21 protein-coding genes and 3 tRNA genes are annotated in these 25,095 nt (G+C 65.4%); 12 read left to right on the plus strand and 12 right to left on the minus strand.

What is annotated here, in order from left to right:
• Nucleotides 1-238: 238 nt before the first annotated feature.
• The 5 genes from mutL to arcD all read left to right on the plus strand — a co-directional run bounded on the left by mutL (nt 239) and on the right by arcD (nt 8,233).
• Nucleotides 239-2,572, plus strand: coding sequence for a DNA mismatch repair endonuclease MutL (gene mutL / locus LAQ58_RS12425; RefSeq protein WP_425490658.1), 2,334 nt, complete (start codon nt 239-241; stop codon nt 2,570-2,572).
• 119 nt (nt 2,573-2,691) lie between these two features.
• Nucleotides 2,692-3,645 carry a bifunctional 2-dehydro-3-deoxygluconokinase/2-dehydro-3-deoxygalactonokinase gene (gene kdgK1, locus LAQ58_RS12430; protein ID WP_224447777.1) on the plus strand — a complete coding sequence of 318 codons (954 nt, stop codon included), beginning with the start codon at nt 2,692-2,694 and terminating at the stop codon, nt 3,643-3,645.
• Between the two features lie 138 nt (nt 3,646-3,783).
• Complete coding sequence (locus LAQ58_RS12435; RefSeq protein ID WP_224447778.1) at nt 3,784-4,968, plus strand: PGF-CTERM sorting domain-containing protein; 1,185 nt, start codon at nt 3,784-3,786, stop codon at nt 4,966-4,968.
• Between the two features lie 221 nt (nt 4,969-5,189).
• The gene (locus LAQ58_RS12440) at nt 5,190-6,587 is read left to right on the plus strand and encodes a dihydrolipoyl dehydrogenase family protein (RefSeq protein WP_224447779.1); all 1,398 of its coding nucleotides are present in this window, start codon (nt 5,190-5,192) and stop codon (nt 6,585-6,587) included.
• A gap of 146 nt (nt 6,588-6,733) precedes the next feature.
• On the plus strand, nt 6,734-8,233 hold the full coding sequence (arcD, locus tag LAQ58_RS12445) for an arginine/ornithine antiporter ArcD (protein WP_224447780.1): 1,500 nt from the start codon (nt 6,734-6,736) through the stop codon (nt 8,231-8,233).
• 35 nt (nt 8,234-8,268) lie between these two features.
• Here the strand turns inward: arcD and LAQ58_RS12450 are convergent, their stop codons facing one another.
• A complete protein-coding gene (locus tag LAQ58_RS12450) occupies nt 8,269-9,381 on the minus strand; it encodes a sensor histidine kinase (RefSeq protein ID WP_224447781.1) in 1,113 nt (370 codons plus the stop codon).
• Between the two features lie 140 nt (nt 9,382-9,521).
• On the opposite strand from LAQ58_RS12450, the gene LAQ58_RS12455 reads away from it, so the two are divergent.
• Nucleotides 9,522-10,136 (plus strand): DUF6663 family protein, encoded by a 615-nt coding sequence (locus tag LAQ58_RS12455; protein WP_224447782.1) that lies wholly within the window; start codon nt 9,522-9,524, stop codon nt 10,134-10,136.
• An 82-nt stretch (nt 10,137-10,218) separates the two neighbouring features.
• On the opposite strand, the gene LAQ58_RS12460 is transcribed toward LAQ58_RS12455, so the two are convergent.
• From LAQ58_RS12460 to LAQ58_RS12470, 3 genes are all read right to left on the minus strand, one after another.
• Complete coding sequence (locus tag LAQ58_RS12460; protein WP_224447783.1) at nt 10,219-11,562, minus strand: FAD-dependent oxidoreductase; 1,344 nt, start codon at nt 11,560-11,562, stop codon at nt 10,219-10,221.
• 123 nt (nt 11,563-11,685) lie between these two features.
• A tRNA-Ile gene (locus LAQ58_RS12465) sits at nt 11,686-11,760 on the minus strand.
• A gap of 120 nt (nt 11,761-11,880) precedes the next feature.
• A tRNA-Asn gene (locus LAQ58_RS12470) sits at nt 11,881-11,953 on the minus strand.
• 145 nt (nt 11,954-12,098) lie between these two features.
• On the opposite strand from LAQ58_RS12470, the gene cca reads away from it, so the two are divergent.
• Nucleotides 12,099-13,451, plus strand: a complete 1,353-nt coding sequence (gene cca / locus LAQ58_RS12475; RefSeq protein ID WP_224447784.1) for a CCA tRNA nucleotidyltransferase — start codon at nt 12,099-12,101, stop codon at nt 13,449-13,451.
• A gap of 44 nt (nt 13,452-13,495) precedes the next feature.
• Here cca and LAQ58_RS12480 read toward each other — a convergent pair whose 3' ends face one another.
• The 4 genes from LAQ58_RS12480 to LAQ58_RS12495 form a co-directional block, all read right to left on the minus strand.
• Nucleotides 13,496-14,509 (minus strand): histone deacetylase family protein, encoded by a 1,014-nt coding sequence (locus tag LAQ58_RS12480; protein WP_224447785.1) that lies wholly within the window; start codon nt 14,507-14,509, stop codon nt 13,496-13,498.
• Between the two features lie 2 nt (nt 14,510-14,511).
• On the minus strand, nt 14,512-14,943 hold the full coding sequence (locus LAQ58_RS12485) for a histone (protein ID WP_224447786.1): 432 nt from the start codon (nt 14,941-14,943) through the stop codon (nt 14,512-14,514).
• A 138-nt stretch (nt 14,944-15,081) separates the two neighbouring features.
• The gene (locus LAQ58_RS12490) at nt 15,082-16,563 is read right to left on the minus strand and encodes a single-stranded DNA binding protein (protein ID WP_224447787.1); all 1,482 of its coding nucleotides are present in this window, start codon (nt 16,561-16,563) and stop codon (nt 15,082-15,084) included.
• A gap of 272 nt (nt 16,564-16,835) precedes the next feature.
• Nucleotides 16,836-17,351: a hypothetical protein gene (locus LAQ58_RS12495; RefSeq protein ID WP_224447788.1), complete on the minus strand. Its 516-nt coding sequence runs from the start codon at nt 17,349-17,351 to the stop codon at nt 16,836-16,838.
• A 368-nt stretch (nt 17,352-17,719) separates the two neighbouring features.
• Between LAQ58_RS12495 and LAQ58_RS12500 the strand changes: the two genes are divergently transcribed.
• Both LAQ58_RS12500 and LAQ58_RS12505 read left to right on the plus strand, forming a co-directional pair.
• Nucleotides 17,720-17,792: transfer RNA gene (locus LAQ58_RS12500), tRNA-Arg, on the plus strand.
• Nucleotides 17,793-18,129: 337 nt separating this feature from the next.
• Entirely contained in the window at nt 18,130-19,143 is a 1,014-nt protein-coding gene (locus LAQ58_RS12505; RefSeq protein WP_224447789.1) for a glycerophosphodiester phosphodiesterase family protein, read from the plus strand.
• A gap of 238 nt (nt 19,144-19,381) precedes the next feature.
• Here LAQ58_RS12505 and LAQ58_RS12510 read toward each other — a convergent pair whose 3' ends face one another.
• Nucleotides 19,382-20,338: a hypothetical protein gene (locus LAQ58_RS12510; protein WP_224447790.1), complete on the minus strand. Its 957-nt coding sequence runs from the start codon at nt 20,336-20,338 to the stop codon at nt 19,382-19,384.
• A 414-nt stretch (nt 20,339-20,752) separates the two neighbouring features.
• On the opposite strand from LAQ58_RS12510, the gene LAQ58_RS12515 reads away from it, so the two are divergent.
• A complete protein-coding gene (locus tag LAQ58_RS12515) occupies nt 20,753-21,373 on the plus strand; it encodes a DUF309 domain-containing protein (protein WP_224447791.1) in 621 nt (206 codons plus the stop codon).
• A gap of 70 nt (nt 21,374-21,443) precedes the next feature.
• Here the strand turns inward: LAQ58_RS12515 and LAQ58_RS12520 are convergent, their stop codons facing one another.
• Nucleotides 21,444-22,349, minus strand: coding sequence for a hypothetical protein (locus tag LAQ58_RS12520; protein WP_224447792.1), 906 nt, complete (start codon nt 22,347-22,349; stop codon nt 21,444-21,446).
• A 67-nt stretch (nt 22,350-22,416) separates the two neighbouring features.
• Between LAQ58_RS12520 and LAQ58_RS12525 the strand changes: the two genes are divergently transcribed.
• Nucleotides 22,417-22,722: a DUF7553 family protein gene (locus tag LAQ58_RS12525; protein WP_224447793.1), complete on the plus strand. Its 306-nt coding sequence runs from the start codon at nt 22,417-22,419 to the stop codon at nt 22,720-22,722.
• A 30-nt stretch (nt 22,723-22,752) separates the two neighbouring features.
• Here LAQ58_RS12525 and LAQ58_RS12530 read toward each other — a convergent pair whose 3' ends face one another.
• A complete protein-coding gene (locus tag LAQ58_RS12530) occupies nt 22,753-23,718 on the minus strand; it encodes a TIGR03557 family F420-dependent LLM class oxidoreductase (RefSeq protein ID WP_224447794.1) in 966 nt (321 codons plus the stop codon).
• Between the two features lie 141 nt (nt 23,719-23,859).
• Nucleotides 23,860-24,621, minus strand: coding sequence for an NAD-dependent glucose-6-phosphate dehydrogenase Azf (azf, locus tag LAQ58_RS12535; protein WP_224447795.1), 762 nt, complete (start codon nt 24,619-24,621; stop codon nt 23,860-23,862).
• Between the two features lie 119 nt (nt 24,622-24,740).
• On the opposite strand from azf, the gene LAQ58_RS12540 reads away from it, so the two are divergent.
• A complete protein-coding gene (locus tag LAQ58_RS12540) occupies nt 24,741-25,082 on the plus strand; it encodes a dihydroneopterin aldolase family protein (protein ID WP_224447796.1) in 342 nt (113 codons plus the stop codon).
• The last annotated feature ends 13 nt before the right edge of the window (nt 25,083-25,095 follow it).

Below are 25,095 nucleotides of genomic sequence, written 5' to 3' on the forward strand. Positions count from 1 at the left end.
CATATTGTTAAATGGTAACATTTGACAGTCAGCCCGTGTCTCTCGGTCGGTGACGTACGCCTGCTGCGGACGTGACGTACGCCAGTCGTGCACCGCCGAACGTACTCGCGCCCGCGAGAGGCTGAGGGGTGAGGACACCGCCGCAGCGACCCGCGTGTTCAAGTAGATTGCTCTCGGTAGCTCCCTCCATGAACCACCAGACCAGCCCGAACCAACGCGGACCCGAGGTGACTCGTCCGTGAGCGACGTTCCGGATGGCGACGGAGGGGTCGACAGGGACACCGAGTCGGACGAGAACGCCCAGATTCGCGCACTCGACGACGCGACGATCCGTCAGATCGCGGCGGGAGAAGTCGTCGAGCGGCCCGCCTCAGTCGTCAAGGAACTCGTCGAGAACAGCCTCGACGCCGACGCCTCGCGCGTCTCCGTCGGCGTCGAGAACGGCGGGAAAGACGGCATCCGCGTCCGCGACGATGGCGTCGGGATGACCGAGACAGACCTCGAACGCGCCGTCGAGAAGCACACGACGAGCAAGATACACGACATCTCGGACCTCGACGCGGGCGTCGGCACGCTCGGGTTCCGGGGCGAGGCGTTGCACACTATTGGCGCGGTGTCCCGGCTCACCGTCCGGTCGAAACCGCGGGCCACGGGAGCGACCGACCCGAGCGGGACGAACGCGGCTGGAGTCGAACTCACCGTCGACGGCGGCGACGTCGGCGAGACGCGGCCCGCCGGCTGTCCGGCCGGAACGACCGTCGAAGTCGAGGATCTGTTCTTCAACACGCCCGCCCGAAAGAAGTTCCTCAAGACCGACCCCACGGAATTCGACCACGTCAACACCATCGTCACCCAGTATGCGCTGGCGAACCCTGACGTGGCGGTGTCGCTCGAACACAACGGAAGGGAGGTGTTCGCCACCGAGGGCAACGGCGACCACCCCTCCGCGGTGCTGGCCGTCTACGGCCGCGAGGTGGCCGAATCGATGGTCAGCGTCGACCACGAGTCGACGGGACCCGGACCGGTACAGTCAGTGTCGGGCGTCGTCAGCCACCCCGAGACGACCCGGGCCGGGCGCGAGTACCTCTCGACGTTCGTCAACGACCGCTACGTCACCGCCGCGACGCTTCGAGAGGCGGTGCTGGACGCCTACGGTGGGCAGCTCGCGCCCGACCGCTACCCGTTCGCGGTGCTGTTCGTCGACGTGGAACCCGACGCAGTCGACGTGAACGTCCACCCGCGAAAGATGGAGGTTCGGTTCGACGACGAGTCGAGCGCCAAACGGACCGTCGCCGACGCCGTCGAGTCGGCGCTTCTGGACCACGGACTGATTCGGTCGTCGGCCCCGCGCGGACTCTCGGCACCGGACGAGACGGCGGTTCGTCCCGGCGACGGCGGGGACGGCTCGGACTCGGAGGTCGTCGGCGGGGCGGGCACCGCCCACGAAGCCGCGAGCGACGTGGCCGATCGGACGAGCCGCGTCGACAGACGGCCGACGCGGGTCGACGGCGAGATCGGGCAGAGAAGCGAGATGGAATCCACGACGGGAACCGCGAGCGAGAGGGCAAGTTCGTCCGGCGGCGCGTCGTCGTACTCTGCCGAATCGGAGTCGGTCGCTGACGCTCGGAACGCCGAGACCACGGACGCCCGACCGCCGCGGTCGAACCGGGACGGAACCGAAACGGGAGCATTCGAGGCGAGCGCCGGAGCGCCGGAGACGGCGTCCGATGCGGCGCGACCCGCCGAACCCGTCGAACCTGCCGAATCCGACGCGAGAGCAGACTCCGAACAAAGGGCGGAGAACGAGCAGTCGTCGCTGGTGTCGAACGGCGAGGAGACCAGCGACGCGGAGGCGGGTGCGGCGGACGACTCCCGATTCTCGGGCGTCGCCGCGCCGACGACGCAGCGAACCCTCGACGGCGACGACGCGAGGCCGGAGACGCCGTTCCACAGCCTGCCGCGGATGCGCGTCCTCGGCCAACTCCACGAGACGTACGTCGTCGCTGAAACGCCGAATGGCCTGGTACTCGTCGACCAGCACGCCGCCGACGAACGTGTCAACTACGAGCGCTTGCAGGACGAACTCGCGGGCGACACGCCGACGCAGGCGCTGGCCGACCCCGTCGAGTTGGAGTTGACGGCACGGGAGACGGCGCTGTTCGAGGAGTACGCCGAGGCGCTGGCGCAGGTCGGGTTCCACGCCGGACGGAGCGACGAGCGAACCGTCGAGGTCAGGACCGTTCCGGCCGTCTTCGACGCGACGCTCGAACCGGAACTGCTCCGCGACGTGGTGAGCGCGTTCGTCGCCGAGGAGGAAGACGGCGGCGAGCGAACCGTCGACGCCGTCGCCGACTCGCTCCTCGCGGACCTGGCGTGCTATCCCTCGATCACAGGCAACACGTCGCTCACCGAGGGATCGGTCGTCGAACTGCTGGAGGCGCTCGACGCCTGCGAGAACCCCTACGCCTGCCCGCACGGTCGGCCCGTGATTATCGAGTTCGGCCGTGACGACATCGAGGCCAGATTCGAACGCGACTATCCGGGCCACGCGGGGCGGCGCGCGGAGGAGTAGTCGGCGTCGTTTGAGCGGGGTCCTCCGCACCAGATGACGCGAGTCCTTCGGTTCGAACGTCCGGGGCATATCCGCCGGAACTCCCCGCACTTATGTGACCCTCGCAAGAACGGACGAGCATGACGGACTTCGTTACGTTCGGCGAGACGATGCTTCGCCTCTCGCCGCCGCAGGGGGAGCGACTGGAGACGACCGACGAACTGGACCTCCGAATCGGGGGCGCCGAGAGCAACGTCGCCGCGGCCGTCTCCCGCTTCGGTCACGAGTCGGCGTGGCTCTCGAAACTGCCGAACTCGCCTCTGGGTCGGCGCGTCGTCGTCGAACTGCAGAGCCACGGCGTCGAGACGCCCGTCGCGTGGAGCGACGACGCTCGGATGGGCACCTACTACATCGAACACGGCGGCGCGCCGCGCGGGACGAACGTCATCTACGACCGCGCCGACGCGGCCATCACGACCGTCTCGGCGGACGAACTCCCGCTCGACCGCGTCCGCGAGAGCGAGGCGTTCTACACCAGCGGCATCACCCCGGCACTGTCGGAGGCGGCGGCGGAGGCGACGGCGACGCTCTTGGAGTCGGCGCAAGAGGCCGGGACGACGACGGCGTTCGACCTCAACTACCGCTCGAAGCTCTGGAGCCACGAGGAGGCGGCCGAGGGCTACCGCGCGCTGTTCGACAGCGTCGACGTGCTCGTCGCCGCCGAGCGCGACACTCGCGAGGTTCTCGGCCGCGACGGGAGTCCCGAGGACCTCGTCCGCGGACTCGCCGACGACTACGGCTTCGAGACTGTCATCCTCACCCGCGGCGAGTCGGGCGCGCTCGCGCTGCACGACGGCGAGACGTACGACCAACCCGTCTACGAGGCGGAGACCGTCGACGCCGTCGGAACGGGCGACGCCTTCGTCGGCGGCTTCCTCGCGGCGCGACTCGACGGCGAGGGCGTGACGACGGCGCTGGAGTACGCGGCGGCGACCGCCGCGCTGAAGCGGACCATCGACGGCGACATCGCCGTCGTTACGCGCGAGGAGGTCGACGCCGTTATCGACGAGGAGGCCGCGGGAATCTCGCGGTAACGCTCAGCGGCGCTCGGCGGCGCGTCGTTGGACGGTAGTGAAAACCGAGAGTTGTCTCTGAAACAGACAAACTTCGGTAGAAGAAATTACAAGTGGCCAAAAAGTACATCTGAAAGCCGTCGGTTACGGGCAAGTGCAATGAAACGCATAGCGGCAGTAGTGGCGGTACTGGTCGTACTGGCGGGGGCAGCACCGGCTGTCAGCGGGCAGTCCGACGGCACCGCGAACGGCGAAGCGTACACCGGAACCAACGTCTCGTTCGAGACGAACGGATCGGCCATCGCCGACTACGCCGTCGGCGGCGAGACGGTGCTCGAAGCGGTCGCGGTGCAGTCGAAGTCTGAGACGCAGAGCGACGCGGGCATCGGCGCCGACGCGTCGCTGTCGGCGGTCTCGTCGTTCGACGGGAGCGCGCTGTCGCTGGAGTCGCGGACGAAGGTTAACGCGAGTGTCAGCGCCGACAGCGGCGCGACCCTCGAGGCCCACGATAACGAACACGGCATTCTCGTCGTCAACGCCGGCGGCGAGGAGGGACAGTACGTCCGCGCGAACGTGAGCAGCGACGCCGAAGCCGAAACGGAGGGCGACCGAGTCGTCGTGACGACGGCCAACGGCACGACCGGCGCGTTCGTCGTCGTCGGCGACGGCAACGTGACCGTCACCGAGGAAGGCGACGTCGCGGCCGAACTCGGCGCCGACGACAAACTCGTCTTCCGCTCGTACGTCGGCGAACGCTCCCAGGACGACAGGGAGCAAGAACGGCTCATCTCCGACGGGAAGGCCGCCGCCGAGGTACACGTGATGCAGCGCGGCGGCGAGATGGTGACCGACGTCGTCACGTACGCCAACGACACGACCGTCGAGACGGCCGAACAGAGCGAGAACGCCGTCCGGATGACCGTCGACCGAACCAGCGACGAGGGGACCGTCCTCGTCACGAGCGTCTCCGAGGCCGCGGGCGACGTCTCGGTGACCGTCGACGGCGAGGCGGCCGCGGAGGCCTCCTCGTACGGCGAACTCGAAAGTGCCGCGAACGGAGGCGACAGCTCCGCCTACATGGTCACCGAGGGGAGCGCCGACGTGCTCGTCGCAGTGAACCACTTCTCGGAGCGCGAAGTCGCGATAGAGGGGAACGAGACGGAAACGAGCGACGGTACGGAGACGGACGACGGAACCGACGACGCCGCCGACACCGAATCCGGGAACGGCGGCAACGGGGACGACGAGTCGGGGACCTCGTCCACGGAGATGCCCGGCTTCGGCGTCGGCGCCGGGCTCCTCGCGGTGCTGTCGAGCGCCTTCGCGCTCGTCGGCCGGAATTAAGCGCGGTATCGATTTTTCAGTCACTTCGGTTGACGCCGGTGCGAGATGGTGACGGTACGGACGGTGACGGCGCGAGATAGCGACGATACGAGATAAAGACGATACGAGACGACGGCGCGAGACGATAGTGCAAGATGAAGACGGTACAAGAGGCCACCGTTCGCGCAGCAGTCACGCACGACCGGCACAATTGCTAATTCAGTGGCGCGGAATCGTTCAGTATGCACGTCGCTATTCTCGGTGCCTACGGAAGCGCGGGCGTCGCCACCGCCGAGCGCCTCGCCGACGCGGACGAAGTCGACCGACTGACGCTCCTCGACGGCGGCGAGCCGGGCGGGGGACTCTGCATCCTCCGCGGCTGTATGCCCTCGAAGGAGGTGCTGTCGGCGGCGGCGCACCGCTACCACGCCCGCCACGACGAGCGCCTCCGCGGCGAGCCGCCGGAGATCGACCTCGAACGGGTCGTCGCCGGCAAGGACGCACACATCCACGGCTTCGCCGAGCACCGCCGGAACGCGGTTCACGCGCTGGCGACCCACGACGGCGTCGAGTTCGTCGGCGAGAACACCCGCTTCGTCGGCGCGGGGACGCTGGCGGTTGGCGACCGGGAACTGACCCCCGACTACGTCGTCGTCGCGACCGGGTCGACCGTGAACGTCCCCGACACGCCCGGACTCGACGAGGTTCCGTACTCGACGAGCGCCGACGTGCTCGACGCCACCGAGTTCGGCGACTCGGGCATCGTGATGGGGTTCGGCTACGTCGGCGTCGAACTCGCCGCGTATCTCGCGGAGGTGGGCGTGGACCTCACCGTCGTCGAACACGACGACAGACCGCTGGACGAGGCCGACCCCGAGTTCGGCGACGACCTGCTCGCGCTCTACCGCGAAGAGTTCGACATCGACGTGCGGACGAACGTGAGCGAGCAACGCGTCGAGCGAACCGACGACGGCGGCGTCAGGATGTATCTCACCGGAGAGAGCGGCGAGGAGGTCGTCGAAGCGGACCAGTTGTTCCTCTTTACCGGCCGGCGGCCGAACGTCGACGGCCTGAACCTCGAAGCGACGGGTCTAGAGGCCGAAAGAGGGTGGGTCGAACCGACGATGCAGAGTCGAGACGACGACCGGGTGTTCGTCGTCGGCGACGCGAACGGCCACGAACCGATTCTGCACGTCGCCAAAGAACAGGGCTTTCTCGCAGCCGACAACGTGTTGGCGCACGCGGCGGGCAAGGAACTCGAACCATACGAAAACCTCCACCACCACGTCATTTTCTCGGGGGCGTCGGTGTACCCGTACGTCCGTGTCGGTCACTCCGAGCAGTCGGCCGACGACGCCGGGGTGAACTACGTCAGCGTCTCGCGGGAAGCGAGCGACGACGGCGTGTTCAAGACGAAGTACGCCACCCGCGGGCGGGCGAAGCTCGTCGTCGACGCCGACGACGGCACCGTGCTGGGCTATCAGGGACTACACTACCACGCCGACGTGATGGCGAAGACGATGCAGGTCGTCGTCGAGCGGGAGCTGCGCGTTGACGAGATACCGGACCGCGCGTACCACCCGACGACGCCCGAGATAATCGACGGACTACTCCGCGCGGCGAAGTCGGAACTTCGGTAGTCGCGGCGCTTTGCGGATTTCCGAGGCTCGGACGGCGATTCGTAAACGACCGTTTGGGAGCCTGTGTCACGTGTTTTCGAGATGACAATACATGATGCGCATGAATGACCAAATACAAATGCGCCAGCCGCATACCTGGCGAGTATATGGTATCACTGTCGTTCGAACCGCTGGCGTACGACGATATTCCGGAGGACGAGCGGCCCTCGCTCGGGCAAGCGCTCGTTCCGGTCGTCGGTATGCTGTTGTTTTTGAGCGTCGGCGCGATCTGGCTCGAACTCGACGCGCACATGCCGCTTCTGTGGGGCATCGCGCTGACAGGTCTCGTCGGCCGGTACTGGTACGGCGTCTCCTGGCAGCGGATGTACAAAGGTATCGTGGACGGACTCAGTATGGGGATGCAGGCGATACTCATCCTGTTCGTCATCTACATGCTCATCGCCACGTGGACCGACGCCGGGACGATTCCGGGACTCATCTACTACGGATTGGAACTGCTGTCGCCGGCCATCTTCCTACCCGTGACCGCGCTGTTGGCGACTGGCGTCGCCTTCGCCGTCGGGTCGTCGTGGACGACGGCCGGAACGCTCGGCGTCGCGTTCATCGGCATCGGGTCGGGGCTCGGCGTCCCGGCGCCGATGACCGCGGGTGCGGTGCTGACCGGCGCGTACACCGGCGATAAGATCTCGCCGCTGTCGGACACGACGAACCTCGCATCGGCGGTGACGAACACGGACCTCTACACGCACATCCGGACGATGCGCGTCGGGACGGGCATCGCGCTTCTCATCTCGCTCGTCCTCTACAGCTATCTCGGCCTCGCGGCCACGGGGTCGATTCCCGCCGGACGCGTCGGCGAGATTCAGAGCGCGATTGCAGGTGCATACTCGGTGAGCCCCGTCGTCTTTTTCCCGCTCGTGGTGACGTTCGGTCTTGCGCTGTACGGCCTTCCAGCACTCCCCTCGTTGACGGCGGGTGTCTTCGCCGGGGCGCTCACCAGCATGGTCGCGCAGGGCCGACTGGGCGTCAAGGGGTTCATCCACGTCTGGGACGTCGCCCAGAACGGAACCGCGCCGGAGACGAACGTCGCACTGGTGAACGACCTGCTCGCCACCGGGGGACTCATCGGTTCGTCGTGGACCATCACCATCGTCGTCGCGGCGCTGGCGCTCGGCGGCCTGCTGGAGCGCACCGGCGTCTTGGCCGTTCTCGCGTACCACCTGAGCAAGAGGCTCCACAGCGTCGCGGGCATCACGACCGGGACGGCCGTCTCGGCGTTCGGGATGAACGTCCTCGCGGCCGAGCAGTACATGAGCATCGTCGTCCCCGGCATGAGCCTCCGCGGCATCTACGAGGAGAAGGGTCTCGACAGCCGGAACCTCTCGCGGGCCGTCGAGGCCGCCGGGACGACGACGAGCGCGCTCATCCCGTGGAACGCGGGCGGCGTCTACATGGCGGGGGTCCTCGGCGTCCCCGTCTGGGCCGGACAGTGGGGTCTCGCCGGGTACGCGCCGTACTACTTCCTCGGCTTCCTCTCGCCGCTCGTCCTCGTCGTCATGGGCGTCACCGGCTGGCGCATCACCTACGAGGACCAGGATACGACCGCCGGCATCCGCGGTGCGGTCGAATCACTCGGCGACGACTGACGCCTCTTACCGTCGTCGGTCGTCGACGGGCAACGTCACCCCCGGACGAGTCTCGATGCGTCGGCGCCGTCTGCTTCGGCGACCGGAAGCGAAACGCGGACCATCGTTCCGCGCGGCGTCCGTTCTTCGAGGTCGACGGTGCCGTCGGAGTCGTCGATAATCCAGTTGACCAGCCAGAGACCGATACCGCTGGCGTGGGTGAGCTGCGTCTCCCGACCGGACCGAAACACCGACAGTTCGTCGTGTGGAATCCCCGGGCCGTCGTCGGCGACGCGGAGGAAGACCCGGTCGCCACGCAGATCGAGGGTGACACGAACACGCGGTCGCTCGGTCGGGTTGTGGACGATTGCGTTCTCCAGAAGGTTGTTCACCGCGACGCCGAGCAACTGGTTAGCTTGGACCGACCCCGCCTCACCGTAGTCGATTTCGACGCGCGCCTCCGGATGTTCGCTTCGGACCGTCGTCACCTCCTGTTCGACGAGCGTCCGGAGGTCGACGATCGTCTGCTCGCTGTCCGAGAGCAGATGTTCGATACGTCGCGCGTTGTCGCCGAGCGACGCGAGATCGAGCGCCGTGCGCTTGATTATCCTGGCGTGTTCTTCGACGTCGGCGTCGTCCTCGGTCAGGAGGTCGGCGTAGCCGAGGATGACGTTCGAGCGGTTCCGGACGTCGTGTCGGAGAACGCGGTTGAGAACGCGAAGCTGTTGGTTGAGTCTGGCCGTCCGCTCGCGTTCGGTGGCGAGACGGGTTTCGGTCGTGCGTCGCTGGACGTCGTACACGCCGACCAGAAAGCCGACGAGCGCGCCGCTCGTCATCCCGCCGACGAAGACGATGTCCCGATTGCTCAGGACGACGCCCTCCGACAGTTGGTACAGCATCATCAACGCGACGATGGCGCACGTGACTATCACCCCCGCTGCGCACCAGAATCCGACTTTGGCCACGTTCGAGTCGTCGAACTCCTGTCGGGTGAGCCAGACCCCACACAGAAAGAGGATGAGCGCGACGCAGAAGGGGATGAACGTCCCGAAGATGAACGTCGCAACCGAACTCGAGCTTCGAAGGCCGTGGAGCGCGTACACCGCCGCCGTCACGACTGCGAACCCGAAGATGGAGAGATAGCCCAGAGTACGCCCAACAGATTTCATAGAGAGACGGATATGATACATAACGGAGCCAGTTAAAGTGTAATAACTTTTGTTATTACGATAGTACGTCGGAGCGGAGTCGGTCGCGTCCGGGCCGTCGACCGTCCGCCTTATGTCCGCGACCCCCGAAAGCGGCGAATATGGAACTGACGACGCGCGGCCGGTACCGGGTTTTCGGACACCCGCGCGACCCCGAGGAGCTGCTGTTGGTCGAACTCGACGGCGAGTCGTTCGACCCGACGTACGTCCGGATCGACGGCTACGAGGGCAGTCTCGCCGACGAGGTGTCGGCGCTCCGTCCGGGCTACGTCGTTGAGGCGACGCTGGCGTGGGACGACGACGGGACGCCCGCGTTCGAGACGGTCGACGTCGAGCAACGGAGTCGCATCGAATTCGTCGACGCCGTGACGGGACTGTTCGAGGCGGCCAACGAGACGTGGAACGAGGCCGTCGCCGCCGGCGAGGGCATGAACTCCCGCGTCACGCGGGACACCGACGGTCGACCGAACGGCGCGCTCTACGTGTTTGCCGAGCAACCGGGCGCGCGCGACCTGTTCGACGAGTTCGAGAGTGGCGTCCTCCCACTGGAACCGCTCCTTCAACGCGTGAACGACGAACGAGACGACGACGACCCCCGCGAGGTGTTCGTGATGCGTCCGGTTGACGGCGAGTTCGTTGTCGTATACATCGTCTTCGAGAAAGAGGGACTGCTGGCGAACACGGTTCGAGAGACGTACGACTGTCCGCGACGGTGACGGCGTCAAGCGTCGATTTCCGCCGTGTACCACGGGCAAAAACATCGAACAGCGCGCGCCGGTTCGACGAGCGAGGGCGGCGCTACGCGTCCAGTCTGGGGAAGTGGCCTATCGTCTCCGAGCGGAACCCCTCTTCGTCGAACTCGTAGTCGTCGCCGAGGAATTCAACGACCCGCTGCGCGTCGTTCATCGCGTTCTTCAGGCAGGTCGACGCACCGGGCGACGGCGTGATGTTGAAGATGATGTTGTCGCCGGCTATCGTCGCCTCACCCATGTCGAGCGCCTTCGCGTCGGTGTCGACGATCTGCGGTCGGACACCGCCGTAACCTTTCGCGCGCTCGATATCGTCGATTTCGGCCGTCGGGACGACCTTCTGGACGTTCGGCAGGAAGGCCTGCTTGCCGACTTCGGGCACGTCGTACACCAAGTTCCTGAGCACGTACGGGAGGAGAATCCGGTCCGAGAGGATGTTCGCGTAACTCAGAATCGAGTCGGCGTTCAACTCGAACACGTCGAAGAAGTCGCCGACCGTCGAGAGGCGACCGCGTTCGAGCGCCGGGACGACTTTCGCCGTCGGACCGAACCGCGTGATTGAGTCGTCGTGGACGTCGGCGTCGCCGTGGACCGCCGCGAACGGCAACTTCTTCATCTGGAGCGTGTACACCTTCCCGTTCAGCATGTCGTTCGCGAGGAAGAAACTCCCTGCGACGGGGAGCAGCGACATATTCTCGCCGTAGCCCATCTCCTTGGCGATCTGGAGGCTGTGCGACCCCGCCGCGACGACGACGGCGTCCGAGCGAAACTGGCCCTCGGCGGTCTCAACGCTGAAACCGGTGCCGCGGTCGACGAGTTTCGTCACCTTCGTCCCGGTGTACACGTCGGCGCCGTCGCGGGCCTGCGCCTCCCGGACGAACGACTCCGACGTTTCGCCGTAGTCGACGACGTAGCCGTCGGACGTCTGCAGCGCCAGCAGTCGTTCGTCGGGGTCTCTTCCTTCGACCACCTTCGGTTCGAGTTCCTCGATCTCGTCGCGGCCGATGGCTCGAAGCTTCGGGAAGAGGTCGCCGAACCCTTCGTCCTCGTAGCGGGTCTCCAGCTCCCGGACCTCCTCGTCGCCGACCGCGAGGACCATCTTGCTCCGCTTGCTGTGCATCTCCCGGTCGGGGTCGTGGTTCTCCAGATACCCCGCCAGCAACTCCGCGCCCTCTTTGACTTCTTCGGCCTTTTCGAGGGTGTAGTTCGTCTCGATGTCCCCAAAGTGCAGCGTTTGGGAGTTGTTCGTGTGATGGGAGTTGACCGCTGCGATCTCGTCTTCTTTCTCGAACAGCGCGACGTTCTCGATGTCGGTGAAGTTCGACACCGCGTAGAGCAACGATGCCCCGCTGATTCCGCCGCCAACAATGATCAGATCGTATTTCTCAGGCATAGTTAGCTGTGATACTCAGTCTCGTGTCGATACTCGTCTCCCGGTAGTTAATTCACTTTTCATACGAGTACATCTCGCCACCGCGGGGAGAACCGGGGACACCGGACGTGCGCAGAACTCGGATGGGCCCTGCCGGATTTGAACCAACGACCACTCGGTTATGAGCCGAGCGCTCTAACCAGACTGAGCTAAGGGCCCCCGTTCGTCGTACTATCGGGCTTCCCTTTAGCGTTATCTATCGACGCTGTAGTTCCAAAGCGAACGAGGTACGGAGCCCAGAGCGTTGTCGCTCGTCGAAGCGAGTTCGAGAGAAAACGACGCCGTCGCCAGGACTCGAACCTGGGACCACCTCGTTAACAGCGAGGTGCTCTACCAACTGAGCTACGACGGCTTGCTGCACCCTTTCGTATTCGGGTTGATTTGATAGGGCTTTCGTTTTCCCCCGACTGCGTCTGTCGGTCGCACACCCTGAGACATCGCTCGTACGCCGTCTACGCACCGACACGCTTTCGCCGCGACCGTTCGAACGCGGGCACATGTCCGACCTCGACCGCGTCGTCGCGTCCGTCCGCGAGCGAATCGACCCCGACGCCGACGAACGCGCCGCCCTCGCCGCAGCCGTCGACGCCCTCCGCGAGCGCGTCAAGGCGGCCGTCGCCGAACTCCCGGTCGACGCCGACGCTGTCCAGGTCGGCAGCACCGCCCGCGGCACGTGGCTCTCTGGCGACCGCGACATCGACCTCTTCGTCCGCTTTCCGCCGGACCTCCCGCGCGAGGACCTCGAACGCTACGGGTTGGAAGTCGGCCGCGCGGTGCTCCCGGGCGGCCACGAGGAGTACGCCGAGCATCCGTACGTGAAGGGGGAGTTCGAGGGGTTCGAGGTGGACCTCGTCCCCTGCTATGACGTGCCCGAGGCGACCGACATCCAGTCGGCGGTCGACCGGACGCCGTTCCACAACGCCTACCTCGACGAGCGGTTGGACGACAGCCTCCGCGCCGACGTTCGCGTGTTCAAACGCTTCCTCAAAGGAATCGGCGCGTACGGCAGCGACCTCCGCACGAAGGGTTTCTCGGGCTATCTCTCCGAACTCCTCGTGCTGGAACACGGCGGCTTCGAACCGCTGCTGCGCGCCGCCGCCGACTGGCACCCGCCCGTCGAGTTCGACCCGGAGGACCACAGCCGGGCGACGTTCGACGACCCGCTCGTCGTCGTCGACCCGACCGACCCGGAGCGGAACGTCGCCGCGGTACTCTCGGCGGCGAACGTCGCGCGACTTCAGCACTACGCCCGCGATCTGCTCGCGGACCCTCGCGAGGAACTGTTCTTCCCGCCGGGCGAGGAGTCGTTCTCGGCGGCCGACGTGCGCGAACAGTTCGACCGGCGTGGGACCTACCCGCTCGCCGTCGTCTTCGACGCGCCTGCAGTCGTCGATGACCAACTCTACCCGCAGTTGGAGAAGTCGCTGTCGGGCGTCGTTTCAGAACTCGATCGCCGCGGCTTCGACCCGTTGCGGGCGACGGCGATGGCCGACGACCGCGCGGTGCTGTTCGTCGAGTGTTCGGTCGCAGAGCGCTCGACGATTTCGCGCCACGTGGGACCGCCGGTGGCGGTGCAACAGCACGCGTCCGGATTCTTCGGGAAGTACGGGGCCGACGACGAGGTGTACGGCCCGTTCATCGACGGCGACCGTTACGTCGTCGAGCGCGAGCGCGAGTTCACGACGCCCGAAGCGCTGCTGTCGAGCGATGCGCTGTTCGACGTGGCGTTGGGTGCGCAGGTGGAGTCGGCGCTCCGAGAAGAGTACGACGCGCTGGTCGGTGACGAGGTAGCAACGCTGGCCGATGAGTTCGGCGACGAACTCCGCGCTTACTTCGAGCCGAAACCGTAGGTACGCCGAACCGACCCTGTAGCGACGCGGAACTGCGGTTGTGATTACGTCGAGTCGAGACCGTAACGGTCGAGGAGTTCGGCGACGAGTTCTTTCGTCTCCTCGTCGGCGTCTTCCTCGGGTTCCATCGGTCTACGGCCGTCGAACGTCTCGTGGACGGTGGCGACCCCCTCCGAGAGCGTGTCGAGTCCGTAGCCGCCCTCGAGGACGAACGAGAGCGCGGCGTCGTTCTCCTCGGCGAGCGTCCGGACGGCGTCGGTCAGCAGCGCGTAGCCCTCGGTGGAGACGCGCATCCGGGAGATGGGGTCGTAGCGGTGGGCGTCGAAACCCGCGCTGACGACGAGCAGGTCGGCGTCGAACGACTCGAAGACGGGACCGAGTCCCGATTCGACGACGTACAGGTAGTCGGCGTCGCCGCTCCCGGCCGACAGCGGAACGTTGAACGTCGCGAGTTCGCCGTCGCCCTCGCCGGTCTCGTCGAGTTCGCCCGTCCCGGGGTAGAGACCGTCCTCGTGAATCGACGCGTACAGCACGTCGCCGCGGTCGTAGAAGATGTCCTGCGTGCCGTTGCCGTGGTGGACGTCCCAGTCGAAGATGGCGACACGCTCGGCGGCGCCCTCCTCGATGACCGTCTGGGCGGCGACGGCGGCGTTGTTGAAGAAACAGAACCCCATCGCGTCGTCAACGACGGCGTGGTGGCCTGGCGGTCGGCCGAGCGCGAACGGCGTGTCGCGCCCGTCGTTGCCGTCGAGCGCCGCGTTCGCGGCCCACTGCGAGAGACCGGCGCTAGCGAGCGCGGCGTCCCACGTCTTCTCGCCGGCGACGGTGTCGGGGTCCCAGTTGCCACCGCCGGCGGCGCAGAACTCCTTGACATCTTGGACGTACTGGTCGTCGTGGACACGCGCGACTTCCTGCTCCGTCGCCGGGTCGACGTCGACGTACTCGACGCTGTGACGTTTCTTCAGCCCTTCGCGGATGGCTCGAAGGCGGTCGGCCGTCTCCGGGTGGCGCGGGCCGGTGTCGTGTTCGAGGCACGTCTCGTTGTAGCCGAATTTCATCGCTACTCGAAGAGGGAGAAGTACGTCTCGATGTCTTCGGCCTGAACGGTGCGCCGGTCGGCGTGGTGTGCGAGTTTGGTGGCCGCGCTCGCGACGTTGTTGGCGTAATCTTCGAGGATGTCCGCGAGCGCGATGCGCGCCTCCATCGAGACGCGGTACTGGTCGTCGATATCGAGTCGCGCGATGCGGTCGATGGGAGCGATGGGGAGTTCGAGCGCGTCACGACTGACGACCTGTTCGACGCCGAAATCCTCGGCCATCAGTGTCTTTCGACCGTCCGCGGTCGCGCGCTCGGCGGCGTCCTCGGCGAGTCGAGCGCCGTGGATCTGGATGCGACGTGCGAGTTCTTCGGCCGCGTCGGCGCTGACTCGGAGTTCGCCCGCGTTCCGTCGGATGAGCGTATCGACGGGGGCGAACGGTAACTCGACACTCATACCCTGATACCAGTCGGTGCGGTGTATAATGCTTTGCGTTGGTGACGGCGCCTGAGAACCGTCTGCCGTGGGGAGAGGGGGTGTGTTTTCGAGTGGTGAACGACGTACCGGAGGTGAGACGCGAGTCGGCGTGAGCTCTCAGAGCACTTCGTCGGCGTCGATGCGGTCGCCCGAGAGCGTCCCGCGCACGGTGACCGTCTCGCCGAGTCGGAGGTTCGCGCCGGTGTCGACGCTGCGCGTCTCGGTTCCATTGTCGAGAATGACGGGGTCGCCCGCCTGGACGACGGTGCCGGTGAACTCGACCGTCTCGCCGTCGGCACTCGCGCTATCGGCTTCGACCGTCGCCGCTGCGGCGCCGGATCGAGCGTCGCCAGAGCCGCTGGTACTGCCGGAGCTGGCTGCGCTGTCGGAACTGCTGGCGTCGTCGGAACTACCGCTCGAATCGCCGCCGAACGCGGACAGTCCGCCGGCGTTCGAACCCGCACCACCGCTCGCACTCTCACCGGAAGCGGGGGCGTCCTTCTGGACGGTCACGGTCGAGCGCCAGCCCGCAGAGGCTTCGATGTCCTCCTGCCAGCCGTCTTTTATCTCGACGTCCGCGAGGACGACGTGGTCGGCGAGTTCGACCTCCGTATCGGCTTTCTCGCCCCAGAGCGCGACGCGCACGTCGCCGGTGTCGTCCTTCACGCGGATGTTTCTGACCTGCCCTTCCGAGCCGTCTTTGCGCTCGAACGTCCGCTTGGGGTCGGCCTCGATGACGCCGCCGGCGATGTCGACGGTCTGATCGATTTCGAGCGAGCCGATATCCGTCGTCTCGGGGACGTACTGGACGTTCTCGTCGAGGCGCTCGACCGCGCCGCGGGAGCCGACGTGGAGTTCGAGGTTGCCGTCGCGCTCGCGCACGTAGCCGTCGACGACTTCGACGCTCTCGCCCGCGTCGAACTCCTCGGCGAGGTCGGCCTTGTCGTCCCAGAGTGTGACGCGGATGCGTCCGGTCGGGTCGCCGAGCGCGAGGTTCGAGACGCGACCCTCCGAGCCATCGTCGCGCGAGAAGGTGCGGACGGTGCCGCTGTCGAGTACTTGGCCCTTGAGGTTCACGTCTGAGAGACCGAGCGAGATGTCCTCGACGCGGTAGCTGTCGAGAATCTGCACGTCGACCTCGGCGTCGGGGTCCGGTTCGGCCTGGTCGACGTTCACCTCGACGCCGTTGTAGCCGTCCTTCGGACGACCTTTGATGCGGAGCACCTGTCCGACCTCCAGTTCGCCGTCGGCGATGGATTCGGCGATCTCGTCCCAGAAGGAGACGCGGATTCGGCCAGTCTCGTCGGCGACTTCGACGTTAATGACCCGACCGTCCTCGTCTTCGCCGTCACGCTCGAACGTCCGAAGTTCCCCGACGCTGACGACCTTGCCGAGGAACTTCACCTCGTCCATTCCGGGTTCGACGTCGGCGATGCCGTTGACCTCCTCGTCGCGCAGTTCGTGGGCGATAAGCATCGCCGCCGTCTCCTCGTCGGCGAGACCGCCCATCTGCTCGACTTTCTCCTCGACGGCGGCTTCGAATTCCTCGAACTCCACGTCGGTGTCGAGGTCCTCGTACACCTCTTCTATCGCGCCCATCTCAGCGCCACCCCTGCGGTCGGCGTTCCCAATCCGTAGAATCTTCGACACCCATAATCGTGTAGCGAAGCAGGGAAGGGCCGCGCTTAAGCGTTGTCCTTGCCGGAGTAGGGCGACGCAGTCTGTCGTTTTGCGTCGAGTCGGCGGGAGCACTCATGGATGGTCGTAGGCCGGCCATCGTAGAAAAACGCTCGTGACGGGGCGCGGTGGTGGGAGCGAACCGTGGTCGACGGTCCGGTTGATAGCAAACCGCCGATGGCGGTCGTCGAAACCTACTCCGTCGCGTTCGACGACGCGACCGTGCTTCGCCCGTCCGCACCGTCGTGGATCACGTCGACGTTACCTGGGAGGCCGTTCTCGAACTCGACGCGGACCTCGTAACCGCGGCTGACGAGCGCCTGCGTACAGACCTCGTCGTCCTCCCGCTCGACGTTCGTCGCGACGACAACTGAGAGGCGGTCTTCGGCAGCGTCGTACTGTACGCTGTCGAGGACGGCGACCGAACAGCCGTTCCTTCCCCGGATGCAACCCTCAACGACGACGGTGTCGCCGTCGCGGGTGACCGTCGCCGAACTGGGTTGGTCGCACTCGCCTGTCCGTTCGAAGGTTCGGTCGGTAATTGTCTGGCCGCTCCCGCCGGACCCGTTGCCGGAGTCGGTGCTCCACTCACCACCGTCGTCACCACCGCCGTCACCGTCGCTTTCGTCGCCTGTCCCGGTACTCGTACAGCCAGCCAGTCCGACCGCGGCGAGAACAGTCGTCCGCGCGAGGAACGTTCGTCGGTCCATGGGGGAGTCAACGAGACCTCTTTTCATATGCTTTCGGAACGGTCAAAAATCTCTTTGTGCTATCTCTGGAGGCCACGAGTCGTCGGAATTCGTCGATTCGGCCGGTTGTGCGAGTGAATACGGTCGTGTCGTTTCGGAGAGACGCCGTTATCTCCGTGTTCGACTCCGAGAAACGGAGTGGGTTGGTCGGCGAAAGGAGAGTGCGGTTTTCTCAGAACGCTTCGACTTCGGTGTGAGCGTGCCCCCGACGCCGACGAAGAGTGTGTTCGCTCACCGACCCGCCGTCCGTCGAATGTGCCGCGATACCGTACCTTCCGACGCTCCCGAATCGGAAGCCACTTATGTAGGTCGAGTGTATCCGTAATTGAGTCCTGATAGGGTAGTGGACTATCCTCTTGGCTTGCGGAGCCAGGGACCGGAGTTCAAATCTCCGTCAGGACGTTCACTTCGTTCACAACCTGACGAGCCTCACGCTCGCTTCCGCTCGCGTGAGACTCCGTCAGGACGCTACACTTTCCGAGAACTACCGAACGAGCGACGCCGATGCCAGTCGTTCGAGTGAGCGATTGCGAATCTTGGCTTCGAGACGAGCGTCTCGGAGCATCGATAGACTAATCGCCTCGGAACTGACGAATTTTTGTGGATTTCCTCCTCATCTCGCATACCGTCTCGAATTTTGGTGGGCGTACAGTTGACTTTCGGTACTTCTAGTGCTTTTGAATTTCCCATCATATTTCATATAAGAACAATTATTTTTGCACCTCTTGTCCCAGATACTATGGATCGAAACCGATCTATCGAGGTAGACAGACGGACGTTCGTGAAGGGAACCGGTGCAGCACTCGGCACCGCCGCGGTCGGCGGCGTCGCGACGGCCGACGGTGTGGCGAAGGACGACGAACACGACGAGGGCGACGCCACCGACGGCGACGGCGTCGAGTTCGGCGAGGACGACGACCCGATCGAGATCGCCCACCGAGGGTTCGCGGGTCGATACCCGGAGAACACGGTCGCGGCGGCCGTAGGGTCGGGACTCGCGAACGCGGACGCGATAGAGATCGACGTCGTTCCGTGTGCGGACGGAGAAGTCGTGGTCTTTCACGACGATGGCCTCTCGGAACGCGACGACGACGGTCTCACCGACGAGGAGGGCCTCGTCTGGGAGACCGACTGCGAGACGGTACTGCAGGCGGAGGTGTTAGAGAGCGGTGAGACCGTGCCGACGCTCGAGGAGCTGATGGACGCGATTCCGACGGAACTCGCGGTCAACATCGAACTGAAGAACCCCGGCTCCGAGGACCTCGCGTTCGCCGAGGACGTCGCCGGCGACGAACTCGAGCGGCGAAAGGAGCTGTGGCGCCCCTTCGTCGAGAACGTCTTCGACATCGCGTCGAACTACGAGAACGAGATTCTCGTCTCGTCGTTCTACGAGGCTGCGCTCGCCGTGACCCGGGAGATTGACGAGACGATTCCGGTCGCCTTTCTCTTCTGGGACTCCATCGAAGAGGGTCTCAGAGTCACTCGGGAGTACGACTGCGAGGCGCTGCATCCACCGTTCGACATGATTCAGGGAACGCCGTTTTTCAACAGCGGCGCCTACATCGAGGACTCCGACTTCTCGGACATCGACCTTCTCGAAATCGCCCACGAGGAGGGGCGGGAGGTGAACGTGTACACCGTCACGACGTGGTACGAAGCCGAGCAACTCGCCGCCGCGGGCGTCGACGGACTTATCGCCGACTACCCCGGGCTGTTGACAGCGAGCGACCCGGGTCGCGGGAACGACGACTGAGCGTCTCCCGACTCCGCTCGAGGGAGTGGACTCCGTTCGCGCCCCCGCGCTTCCCGCGGCCTGAGGTAGCAACGGTTCACGCGGAGTAGTGACGACTTAGACTGCGAGAGCGACGGCTCACGGGGCATCGCGTGGCGCGGCGCAACTGAGTACGATCGACACAGGAGACAAAAAATCGCGTTCGAGGCAGTGTTGGGAGCGGTCGACCGGAGTGTCGACCGAAACCGGGACGAGTTACTTACCGGCTCGCGGCGTCCTCAGCACTTTCCGGAACGCCGTCGGGAACGTCCACGTCGGCGTCGTCGCCGACGTTGCTCGTCTCGACCGTTCCATCGATTTCGCCGCGACCGCCGCGCGATTCGACCGCGGAGTCGACGAGGTCGATGGAACCGCCCGTCTCGATGTTGTCGTTCTCGACGACGCCCCACGCGGCCTCGTCGTATTCCATGAGAATGTCCATTCCGGAGACCTCGACGTCGCCGCCGTTGCGGACCCAGACACCGCGCGTGTATCCCGAATACGATGTCTGCTCGTCGACGTACACGACGGAGTTCCGGACGTACGACCCGTCGCTTCCGAGTCGGTAGTTGGCGACGCCGTTGTTCTTCGCGTAACAGTTCTCGATTTGAACAGGGCCGTCACCGCCGCCGTCGTCGATACCGGGGGCGCTGCCGTAGATACCCTCCTGCCAGCCCTCCAGATAGACGTTCCGAATCGTCAGTTCACCTTCGTGTGCTTTACGTACGAAGGCGAAGTCGGTATCGTAACTCCCGTCGGCCGCGTAGACGTTTTCGACCAGTCCGGTTTCGTCGTCGTCGGTCACCTCGAACGTGAAGAGGTTCTCGGCGGATGGCTCCTCGTACTCTCCCTCGATGCCGATGTTGCGGATGACCCAGTCGGTGCCGCTCGCGTCGATGTTGAGCGACGCACCGTCGGCAGAAATGTCGTAGAGGACGTTTTCGAGCGTTTCACCGCTTCCGACGTTCTCGTCGTACTCTTCGCCCGCGTCGACGTGGACCGTCTCGTACTCGTCGGCGGCCGCAACGCCAGCAGTTCCGAGTCCGCCTGCCGCAGCGAGCGTCGCTCCGACACCGCGGAGGAACGGTCGGCGACCGACCGAGCGCGTTCGGTTGGCGGCGGTCTGCGTTCGAGCGTCGTCTTCTTCAGATGAAGTAGGCGTATCAGTGTTTTGCACAGAGTATAACTCCGTCCTCGCATATTTGCATCGCTCATATAGTTGTCAGCATCCGTTCGTGTATCAAAAAGTGTCGCAACAAGAATAGTGGTCGTCGAGAGGAATTGTCGTTGTGGGAATAGTAGTAGGTATGAGGGTATCTCATCGAAATATAAACTCTATGGGCCGAGGAATCTCCCCGCCTAAATACAGTATCTTTCAGATACTTGACTTTGTAAGAGACAGTTGCCGAACGCGCACCATGAGGCACGAAGATAGTTCGTGGGAAAGCGTACGTATCGTCGGGAGGAAGTTACGCGGCGCGTATCGCCAGTGTGACCGATGCGGGAGGTGGTCGGACGGGCCTACAGGTACGGCCGTTTCGCGCCACCGTTTTACCCGGAGCCGGCGAACGTAACTAGCAACGTGTCCAGTATGGAGAACGCGCTCCGAGCCGGCGTCGCCATCTACAACGTCGGCGAGTACCACGACGCCCACGACGCGTGGGAAAAGTGGTGGCTCGACGCCGACGACGGCGAAGACGACGAGCGACTGCTCCACGGTCTTATCCAGTTCACCGCCGTCGTCCACCACGCACGCCGTCGAAACTGGAGCGGGGCGCAGCGACTCGCCGGGAGCGCCCGCGAGTACCTGACCGGTCTCCCCGACGATTACCGCGGCGTCGACCTCGCGGCGGTCCGAGCGGAACTCGCACGTCTCGCAGCGGACCCCGAACGCGCCGAGCGACGGCGACCGATGCGACTCACGTACGACGGCGAGGCGCTCTCACTCGACGACCTGAACTTCGAGGCGGCGGCCGTCGTCGCGCACGTCCGAGCGGAGAACGACGACCGATTCGACGAGGGACGAATCGCGGCGGGCGTCGAGGCCGCCCGCGAAGAGCGGGAGGGTGGCTTCGAGACGCGGTACATCGCGCTGGTGATGGATTTTGCGACCGGGAGCGACGCCGAACGACCGATAATCTACCGGCGGCTCTGTGACCACCTCGAGCGTCGCGAGCAGAAGGAACGCGACGTAGAAGGACTGTTCGAGTAACCGCCTCTCGCTCACCCACTCTCCCTCTGCTCCGATCTCGACTGCAACTGTGACGTCCGCTGCTCAGTTCTCACCACTCGCCGCTAAACCGCCACCGGTTGGCGTCGCGACGTTCGACGGAGGGAACGTCGGCGAGCAACTCGGAGAGTTCGCCACGGAACCAGCGGTCGTCGGGTCGCTCGCCGCCCGTCTCGGCCACCGCCTCCGACGCGGCGGCGCGGAGTTCGTCGGTCGTCGCCTCACCCCGACGACGGAGTATGTCGAACGCCGCCGCCGCGGCGAGTCGCTGCTCGGTCGTCACGTTCTGACTCACCAGCACGTGGGTGAGATTCGCGTACTGCGGGCCCCCACCCCGGCCTCTGAGCACCGCGCGTCCGTCCGTGTCGGCGTCGTCGTCGACTGTCCCATCGGCGGTCGAATCGCCGACGTACCGCCAGAACGGGTCCGATTTGCGACCGTCGCCGGGTTCGACGCGAGGCAGCGCGGCGAGCACCTTGTGCGCGCAGTCGTCCCACCACTCGTCGGCGTCGCGGTAGCCGGTCGACGTCTCGGGAAACACGCCCGCCTTCAGTTCCGGGACCGTCGCCTTCCCCCACTCGCGGAGAAAAGTGAACGCGTGCCGAACCGTCTCGACGCAGTCGACGCCAACGTTCGCGTTCGAGAGCATCTGCCGGACGTTCGGCGGGAGATCGATAGCCTCGTCTGCGGCCGCCGTGTTGGGCGATTGGAGCACGCGTCGCCCGCTCTCGGTGAGCGCGAATCGGCCGGTACCGTCGCTGTCAGCGTCGCCGTGAGTACCGTCGTCGCCGAGTTCGCGCACGAGATCGTTATCCGCCATCCGCAACAGCCGCTCGGAAACCGCGTCGGCGTCGACGTCTGCGGTCAGGCGGTCGGCCAACTCCGCGGCGGTGAGCTGTTTACCGCGCAACCGCGCCAGGACGGAACGGTCGAAGTCGGTGAGTTTGGTGTTCCCCATACCGATGGGTACCACGGCTTGGCTATTGAGGGTCCAGACCTATCGGTCTGCGAACTGGACTACCGGTATGGAGCACTCGAACGAACCCATCGCGGACGCGCGAGCGGAGATTCGCCGAGCGAGCGAGGACGCCGACGGGGAGGCGCGCGAGCAGTTGCTGTCGCTCGACGAGGGGCTGACGGAACTCGCCGGCGACAAAGTCGAGAACGACGGACCGCCGAAAGAGAACCGCGTCAAGCAGGTCGAGGAGAAGATCGTCGGGTTGGCGAACGAACTCGACGACGACCACCGAGCACAGGATCGGCTCGAGACGGCTCGCGACTATCTCGACCAGTACCGACAGGAGCGGGGGATTCCGACCGACGGGGAGTAGCGAGCGAATCTGCGGAGGAGAGACAGTCGCTCAGTCGAAGTCGAACGACGGCCACACCTCTTCGTCGTAGAACTCGAAGAACGACTCCTGGTCGTCGCCGACCTGGTGGACGTACACGTGATCGTAGCCCGCGTTGACGAACTTCTCGACGTTCTCGATGTGGGTCTCCGGGTCGGGGTCGGTGATGACGCTGTCGGCCTCGCGGACGTCCTCCTTCGTGACGGCCTGCGACGCCTGCTCGAAGTGCGTCGGCGTCGGAAGTATCGAGGCGAGTTCGCCCGGCACGAACGAGTTCGGCCACTGCTCGTAGGCCGTCTCGACGGCCTCGTCCTCGTCCTTGGCGTAGCAGACGGTCATCTGGGCGAACTTCGGCCCCTCGCCGCCGTTCTCCTCGAATATCTGGAGGGGTTTCTCCTGCGGGCCGACGCACCAGAAGCCGTCGCCGAAGTCGGCGGCCGCCTTCGCCGCGCGCTCGCCGTAGGCGGAGACGGCGATGGGCGGCGTCTCCTCGGGGAGCGTGAACAGGCGGGCGTTCTCGACGGTGTAGTGTTTCCCATAGTGACTCGTCTGCCCGCCCTCCCAGAGTTTTCGGACGACCTCGACGGCCTCTTCGAGCATCTCCAGTCGGACTCGGTGGGGCGGCCAGTGGTCGCTGAGGATGTGTTCGTTGAGGTTCTCGCCGGTGCCGACGCCCCAGACGAATCGGTCGCCGAGCATCTGCGCCGTCGTCGCCGTCGCCTGCGCGAATATCGCCGGATGCATCCGCATAATCGGACAGGAGACACCGACGACGACGTCTATCTCCTCCGTGGCCGTCGCGACGCCGCCGAGCGTCGACCAGACGAACGGCGCGTGCCCCTGTTCGCTCACCCACGGGTGGTAGTGGTCCGAGATGGAGACGAAGTCGTATCCTCGCTGTTCTGCCTCTTGGGCGTAGTCGACGAGGTCGTTCGGGGTGTGCTCCTCGCTCGACAGCGTGTAGCCAAAGTTCGTCATCGCGTCCTCCGCCGGTGTCGAGTGCTCTTCGAGTTCATACAGCGGGGAGGCCAACGAGCGGACGCTTAAGCGTAGTTCGTCGCTATGAGTGTTGGGGTCGGGTGAGAAACGGAGCGGGCGAGTCGGAATCGACGGACGCCGTCACTCGAACTCGGCGGAGTTGTCCTGCGGGTCGTAGCCGAGCACCTCACGGGTGCGGTCGATGGAGTAGTACTTGCGGTCGTTGTCGCTGATGCCGTAGACGATTTCGTAGCCGTAGTCGGCGCGGATGCAGCAGTCGAACAGGTGCGCGCAGTCGCGGTACGAGAGCCACATCGCCTGTCCGCGCTCGTAATCTATCGGCGGGTGGTCGCGCGTCAGGTTGCCAATGCGGACGCAGACGACGGAGAGACCGGTCTGGTCGTGGTAGTACCGACCGAGCGTCTCGCCGGCGGCTTTGCTCACGCCATAGAGGTTTCCGGGCCGCGGGAGTTCGCTCCCGTCGAGCAGGAACTCGCTCTCGGGGCGGTAGATGTCCGGCGTTCGGCGGTCGGTCTCGAAGGCGCTCACGGCGTGGTTCGAGGAGGCAAACGCGACTTTGTCGACTCCCGCCTCGGCCGCCGTCTCGAACAGCGCCTGCGTACCGTCGATGTTGTTCCGGAGCACGCTGTCCCAGGGCGCTTCCGGACGCGGGTCGCCCGCGAGGTGAATAACCGCACCGACGCCTTCGAGGGCCGTCCTGATCGCCTCTCGATCCGTGACGTCGGTGACGTACACGTCGTCTCGGCTCGTTCCCGGGGGGAGTTTGTCGTCTGCGAGTGGTTCGCGGTCGAGCAGTCGCCAGTCGTGGTCCGCGCCGATACCACCGAGGATGGCTTGGCCGACGCGCCCGCCCGCGCCCGTCAGTAGAACCGGGTCGTCCATTCGGTAGTAGATGGAAATACGGAGGGTAAGTAACGCACGGTTCGAGTCCGCGGCGCGACGCGCCCGAGCGATGCACCGTCGCCCGACAGAGATTAACCGGCCGACCGAGTCGACTCCGCATGGTCACCGACGCAGAGCAGGCGTGTTTCGAGGCGGGAATCAAGTTCGGGTCGCTCTACCACCAGTTCGCCGGAACGCCCGTCAGCGTCGACAGCGCGCGGAGCCTCGAAGCCGCGATGGCGGAGGCCATCGAGAACCAACCGCACTGCGAGACGGTCGCGGTGGAGATTCTCGACGACCGAGTCGACGACGCCATCGACCACGAGAACGGCTACACCGAACTCACCGGATCGCTCATGGAAGTCGAGATGGAGGTGCGCTACGAGTCGGTCCGCGTCCGCACGTGCATGGAGATGGAGGACGGCTACCCGTTGATGAAACTGGTCAGTGTCGACGCATAGACGATCGTCGTTG

Source organism: Haloprofundus salilacus (assembly GCF_020150815.1).
GTDB lineage: Archaea > Halobacteriota > Halobacteria > Halobacteriales > Haloferacaceae > Haloprofundus > Haloprofundus salilacus.